The following is a 6,233-nucleotide window of genomic DNA, read 5'->3' as shown; positions in this document are numbered from 1 at the left end:
TCGCAGGGGTTGGGGCCGTAGCCGACCACGTCGCCGAGGCAGATGACCCGGCGGATCGAGCGCCGGGCGATGTCGTCGAAGACCGCCTGAAGGGCTTCGATGTTGCTGTGGATGTCGGAAATCAGCGCGATCATACCGCTCCTGTCTGAACGACACGGGCCCAATGAGAAAGACGGCTACTGGGCGACGTTACTTCACGCCTGACTGGAGGACGAGTCCGTTTTCGGTTCCTCGGCCTCGCTCAACAACATTATAGGAAGCTCGTCACGTATGGGGAATCTTCGGCGGCATTGCGTGCAGACGATGAAGTTCTCGATCCGTTCGACCTTCACGCGGCACGCGGGGCAGGCGAGTATTTCTAATAGTTTATCGTCAACGTTCATTCGTTTGTCCCGGTTCTCAGTGCATGTAACCGGGTCATCATAGGGCTGAGGTCCGAAAGTGTCAAATCTTTTTGGCCCGTCGCGGGGTTGGTGGCTGGGGGCGGCTGGGTTGAGGGAAGAACACGGTGTATGGGCTCGGCGGGGATCAGGTCAAAATGGTCCAGGATGTAGCCCGGGCAGTAGGACGGCTGGGGACGGACGACGTAGACCGGTCGGTCTTTCAGCAGTTGGGCCATGCGCCCTGCCCGCTGGGGTCCGGGCTCTTGCAGGCAGGGGTCGGTGGTGACCTCGATATCCGGTCGAAGGCCCTCAAAGCGTTGGTAGTAGACGAAGGGATGGCGGGAAGTGCTGTCGGGCACCACGACGGCGTTGGGCTCAGCCATCTCGAAGACGTCCAGGGCTAGGCGGGCCGGATTGTCGTAGCCCGTCTTCCACGGCCAGAGGAAGTACCGAGCCTCGTCACGGTACGGGATCCTGCTGCCCAGGCCGGGCACCGGAAGCTGGAGCCTTTCGACCGCCGCCGGTAGCGGGGCGTAGACGACCGGCGGCAACAGGGCGAAAACAAGCAGCAGCCGCGGCACCGCCGCGGTCCGAACCGCCGCCAGCAGCCATCCCGCCCCCATCGCCAGCCAGATAGACAGGAACAGGATCGGCAGGATAAAGAACGTGTACTGGTCGACGATGTTGTAGCGAAGGGCGAAAAGCAGATGGAAGAACGTGGCCAGTCCCAGCAGGAGGACGAACGGCTTGGCTGCGATCCGGAAACCCCTGAGCATCCCCAGCGGAATCAAAAGAATGTTGGGGGTCGGAAAGTTCAGGCCGACCACGCCGATCGCCATCACGATCAGGCGGGGCGTAATGGTGGTATTAAGAACTTCTTGCTGATAGTTGCCAAAGAGGGCTGAGTGGATGACTTGCGCCAACGGCATCCCGGCCAGGTAGGTCTTGAGGATCAGGAACTCGTACGGCAGATTGCCCACGATCCACAGGCCGATCCCAGCCGCCAACCAATACCAGCGGAGCCGCCCGCGCCAGATCAGAACCACGCTCCAGATGCCGATTGCGGCCAGGGTGAGGGTGGCCAGCATGTGGTTGGAGCACTCCACGCCGTTGAGGAACCATGCGCCCAGATACCATTTGCATTCGAATGTTTGCGAGAACCTGTAAAGCAGGAGCAATTCGGTGGAGAGAATCATGGCGGAGAGGTTGTAGGTCTCAGCCAGGGCAGCATGCTGCCAGAAGGTGTGGGCCAGGCCAAGCGTCAGCGCCCCGATCGCGGCGGAGAGCCGGCGATGCGGCAGGTCCGCAAACATCAGCAATAAAAGAAGATAGAGGTTGGCCACGGCGAACGCGGAGGCGGTGGCGGAGACCAGATTGGTCTTCAAGGCGCTGTCGTGGAAGGGCAGGAACTGGAAAACGTGGGCGACCATGTAAAACAGGGGGTGGGCCAGGGCCAGTCCCAGATTGCCGACGTAGTCGCCCCGCAGGACGCGGACCTGGGCCATGCCGCTGTCCTGCCAGAGGACTCCGGGGGCCACGGAGGCGAAATACACCGCCGCGGCGACCGCCAGGGCCAGCAGATAGTGCCGACGAAGGTTGATGGAGGACGACGGGGTCTCCGCCAGTGAGGATCGATCGATGGTACCGGTACCAGCCAAATGGTCCTCCATGCTCTGCATGCCGTTTCCGCCGGGCGTTACTACTACTTACGCCAAACATCGACCGTTGGACGGGAAATGGTGAAGTCAGTCCAGCCAGCCCGGCTGAGTCGCACAAAATCCCCAAACGCTTGACTCGGGACGTCGATCTCGCTAGATTACACTCTAAGTGGAGTCCTAAAACACTCTTAATGGAGTCTAATGTGGAAATAGAGAATCTTACTGTCTTTGGCGGGAATGGGAAAGGTGGGGTTCCGGAAGCGGTGGAGCGCGTGGATTTCCGGATGGGGCAGGTGATCAGCATCGTGGGGCCGACGGGGTCGGGCAAGACGACGCTGATCAACGACCTGGAGCTATTTGCCAATGCGAATACCCCATCGGGGCGGCGGGTGCTGATTAATGGTGAGCCGCCGTCGGAAGAGCTGATGATGGACCCGTCTCGTCGGCCGATCGCCCAGATTACCCAGCACACCAATTTCCTGTGCGACCTTGGGGTCCAGGTTTTCCTGACCACGCACGGGGCGGTCCGTGGCAAAGCCGATCCGGGCTCGGTGGTGGCTGAGACGCTGGACTTCGCCAATCAGTTGACCGGCGAGGCGATCGACCCGAGTAGCGCGATGACGGAGCTGTCGGGCGGTCAGACGCGGGCGCTGCTGATCGCCGACGCGGTGGTGATCGGCAACTCGCCGATCATCCTGCTCGACGAGATCGAGAACGCGGGCATCCATCGGACGCATGCATTGGGTCTGCTCAAGCAGTACGAGAAGATCTTCATCTTCGTGACGCACGATCCGCGGATCGCCCTGCTATCGGACTTCCGGATCGTCATGCGCAACGGCGCGATGCAGAAGGTGATCGAGACGGGACAGGAGGAGAAGCGGGTGGTGGAGGAGATCATCAAGATGGACGATCTGCTGCTGGAGTTTCGGACGCACATCCGCGACGGCGGAGAGCTGTCGGAGGCCCTGCTGGAGGATCGGCTTCGGGCTTTGGGATATATCGAATAGTCAACGGAAGGAGCGACGCCATGAAAGTCATCATCTGTGCGGGCCCACCGACGACGGGCAAGACCACGGTGCTCAAGCAGGTCATCCGCCGGCTGCTGGCCGGTTCGTGGAAGCCGGCGTTTCTGAAGATCGACGTGCAGTTCGCCGAGGAAGACGTTCTGTTCCAGACGGAGTTCGGGATTCCCTCGCGCAAGGTGTACTCGGGCGAGTTGTGCCCGGATCACTGCAACGTGATGGTGCTGGGCGACGCGGTGGAGTGGGCGGCCGAGCAGTCAGCGGACTTCCTGATCGTCGAGACGGCGGGGCTGTGCCTGCGATGTTCGCCGTACATCGAGAACTCGCTGGGCATTGTGATTCTGGAGGCGACCAGCGGAATGAACCTGCCGCGGAAGATCGGACCGATGCTGTCGCTGGCCGACGTGGCGGTGGTGACCAAGATCGACCTGGTCTCGCAGGCGGAGCGCGAGGTATTCCGGGCGCGGGTGCTGGAGGCGGCCAGGCAGGTGACGGTGGCCGAGACCGATGCGCTGCGCGGGGTCGGGATCGATCCGGTGATGCGGAGGATTCTCGGCTCGCAAGACGTGGCGTTTCCGCTGTATCTGCGGGGCAATCCGCCGGTCGGCACGTGCACGATCTGCGTCGGGAAAAAGCAGATCGGATGGAAGGAGCACTTCGGCGTGGTCCGTTCGCTGGAGAGCGACATTTTTTATCAGGGCGAGTAGCGGCGTGAAACGGGACGCATCTCGCGCTTGTCAAGCCAACTGACTATGTGAGGAGCTTTCGATATGGATAAGGCATCTGTCTTGAAATCACTGCCGGGTCTGGACTGCGGACTGTGCGGCGAGAAGACGTGCGCGGCTTTCGCTGAGATCGTGTCTGCTCGGCCGGAGGAGCTTCGTAAGTGCGTTCACCTCAAGGACGCCGAGTCCGGCACGGTTCAGCCGGTTTGTCGGGCCTGCGCCGGCGGGCAAGGTCGTCGCGAGCAGTGGAAGGATTCGCTGGACCGGGAATTTGACTTCGTGCTCGATACCTTCGCCAACGAGCCGGGTCCGCGCGAGACGATCCTGCCGTACAATCCGTTGATGGCGCGTGAGCTGGACGTTCAGAAGGGGGACATCCTGATCGGTCGGCCGATGGGCATGTCGTGCGGCTGTCCGATCACGCACTGCGGCGTGGCGATGAACGTGGATCAGCGGAACGGCGTGATCGTCTGGTGCGTCACCGGTCCGCTGGGCCCTCGCACCAAGTCGTACAAGGACGTGGGCTACTACGTGGCCGAGGCGTATGAGGGGCTGGTTCGCGAGGCCCGTTCGGAGCTGAAGATCGGCATGCGCTACTGGTTCATGCCGCACCGCTGCATGCTGCAGTGGCGGCACAGCGGGCTGGTCAACTTCCTGAATCGCGGCAGGGAAGGGCTGCAGGTTCGGGTCGAAGGGCTCTACATCGGGTAGACGCAGTGCTCCATCAGACCGCGATGCGGTAGACGTAGGCGTCGCCGGTCCACTGGGTGTCGTTGGGGCCGACGGGAAAGATCGGCGTCAGGTCGATGTGGATGGCTGACGTCTCGCGATCCTCATAGGCAAAGAAGTTGGAGAACTGGATCAGCGGGTGGTCGTTCGCCTGGCGTTCGGCGACGGTGAACAGGCTGTCCTCGATGAGCAGCAAGCTCTCGGGATCGACCAGGCCGATCACCAGCGGGTGGCGCGGATGGTTGCCGCGAGGATTCTCGGAACAGAGGTTGCCGATCCAATAAACATGCCCATTGGAGTGCGACAGGAGTTTGGAGCAACTGGCGGGCGAGAAGAAGGGTGAGCCGTCGGTGAACGTCCACGGTTGCATCGGCGCCCAGCTATGCCCGCCGTCTTGTGAGACGGTGTACCACTTGTAGCCGGGCAGTTCGGGCCGGACGTCGTTGCTGCCGCGGATGACCGCCAGAATCCGGCCGTCGGGCATTTCGGCCAGCGTCATCTCGTCCGTGCCGCGGGTGGACTTGTTCGGATCGTGGACGAGCATCTCGGAGAGGTCCCATTCGATCCGGTGGTCGGGAGTCCAGGTACCAATCAGGACGGCTCCGTCGCCGTAGGTAAAGCCGCCGGTGGGATTGTTGGGCTGGCCGTCAGGTCCAAGCGGGGGGATGATTTGAATGGGGATCAGGATCTGGCCCGCGCGGGTGCGCATCGGTTCGCCGCCCATGCAGGCGAGCATGCCGTTGCGGCCGACGTGCACGCCTTCGCAAGGGTGCTGCGCGTTGTAGTTCGGGCCGCGCTGGATGATCTGCTCGTCGATGATCGCGGTTCGTCCGCCGTCGTCGCAGACGCGATACCAAAGGTAGCTTTTGTGCTGGAAGTCGCGAGCATCCTCGCGCGGCGTGTCCGGCGGCAGGACGCACTCGGAGCGGATGGCCAGAAACAGGTCGCTGGCAGGATCGGCGAAGGCGAAGACGCCGACGGCGCGGTCGGTGGGCGCTGACCAGGTCCGGCCGTTGTCATCGGAGAACTGGTACTGCTCGCCGTCGGAGAAATCGCTGATGGTCTGGATGTCGCGGCAGCGGAGTTTCTCGAAGCCGGCGGCGCGGGTGTAGCACGAGCGGCACCAGACGATCGTACCGGGACCGGGAGAGCGGCCGACGAGTTCTTTGCTTTCGAGGTGCATGGGAGAGGTTCCTCTGGAAGCTATTGGGCGCTGACGACGGGCGGCTGGGTTGGCGACGGGATCGGCTCGATGCCAAGCTGTTTCAGGATGACGACCCGCCGGGCCATGAGGGTCTCGAGGACGTAGCGTTCGTCTTCGGGATTGCTGTACCGGGCGGCGTGGACGATGGCGGCCAACTGTTCGCGGCTGACTTGGGCCATGCGGCGGGCGATCCATTCGGCATCCGACCTGGCCATCAGGCGGAAGGCGGAGTTGGCGATCTGCTGTTTCCAGGCGAAGGGGTCGAAGTCATCGGCGTAGAGGAGCCCGACGGCGTCGGAGACGGGCTCGTGGTGGATGATGGGATTGGGCGCGAGGCCGATGGTGCTCAGGAGGACCCAGTTGGGGTCCCAGGCGTGGCGGTGTCCCATCCAGGGCAGCTTGGCCCGGCCCTGCCAGAGGCCCAGACTGCTGTCGAAGTCGATCAGGTAGTAGAGGTTCCTGTCGCCGTGAAAGGTCAGGAGGGTGTTGCTGTCGGTCCGGTCGATGTCGTC

The 6,233-nt window shown here is 62.7% G+C and carries 8 protein-coding genes; 3 read left to right on the top strand and 5 right to left on the bottom strand.

The genetic code is table 11. The features are described from left to right. From GXY33_03810 to GXY33_03800, 3 genes are all read right to left on the bottom strand, one after another. The coding region (locus GXY33_03810; protein ID NLX04254.1) for a metallophosphoesterase at positions 1–134 on the bottom strand (134 nt) is incomplete at its 3' end. A gap of 60 nt (positions 135–194) precedes the next feature. Further along, a complete protein-coding gene (locus tag GXY33_03805) occupies positions 195–383 on the bottom strand; it encodes a Trm112 family protein (protein NLX04253.1) in 189 nt (62 codons plus the stop codon). Further along, complete coding sequence (locus GXY33_03800; GenBank protein NLX04252.1) at positions 380–2,041, bottom strand: DUF2723 domain-containing protein; 1,662 nt, start codon at positions 2,039–2,041, stop codon at positions 380–382. The genes GXY33_03805 and GXY33_03800 overlap by 4 nt, the downstream gene beginning before the upstream one ends. Positions 2,042–2,232: 191 nt before the next feature. Between GXY33_03800 and GXY33_03795 the strand changes: the two genes are divergently transcribed. From GXY33_03795 to GXY33_03785, 3 genes are all read left to right on the top strand, one after another. Further along, positions 2,233–3,048, top strand: a complete 816-nt coding sequence (locus GXY33_03795) for an ATP-binding cassette domain-containing protein (protein NLX04251.1) — start codon at positions 2,233–2,235, stop codon at positions 3,046–3,048. Positions 3,049–3,068: 20 nt separating this feature from the next. Next, entirely contained in the window at positions 3,069–3,770 is a 702-nt protein-coding gene (locus GXY33_03790) for a cobalamin biosynthesis protein (GenBank protein NLX04250.1), read from the top strand. Between the two features lie 63 nt (positions 3,771–3,833). Further along, complete coding sequence (locus GXY33_03785) at positions 3,834–4,499, top strand: Fe-S cluster protein (protein ID NLX04249.1); 666 nt, start codon at positions 3,834–3,836, stop codon at positions 4,497–4,499. A 13-nt stretch (positions 4,500–4,512) separates the two neighbouring features. Here the strand turns inward: GXY33_03785 and GXY33_03780 are convergent, their stop codons facing one another. Together GXY33_03780 and GXY33_03775 are read right to left on the bottom strand one after the other, a co-directional pair. Then, entirely contained in the window at positions 4,513–5,700 is a 1,188-nt protein-coding gene (locus GXY33_03780; protein NLX04248.1) for an exo-alpha-sialidase, read from the bottom strand. 20 nt (positions 5,701–5,720) lie between these two features. Next, positions 5,721–6,233, bottom strand: a 513-nt coding sequence (locus GXY33_03775) for a hypothetical protein (GenBank protein ID NLX04247.1), incomplete at its 5' end; no start/stop codon positions are given.

This window comes from Phycisphaerae bacterium, from assembly GCA_012729815.1.
Classification (GTDB): Bacteria; Planctomycetota; Phycisphaerae; order JAAYCJ01; family JAAYCJ01; genus JAAYCJ01.
This window is presented reverse-complemented; position numbering and strand designations above follow the sequence as displayed.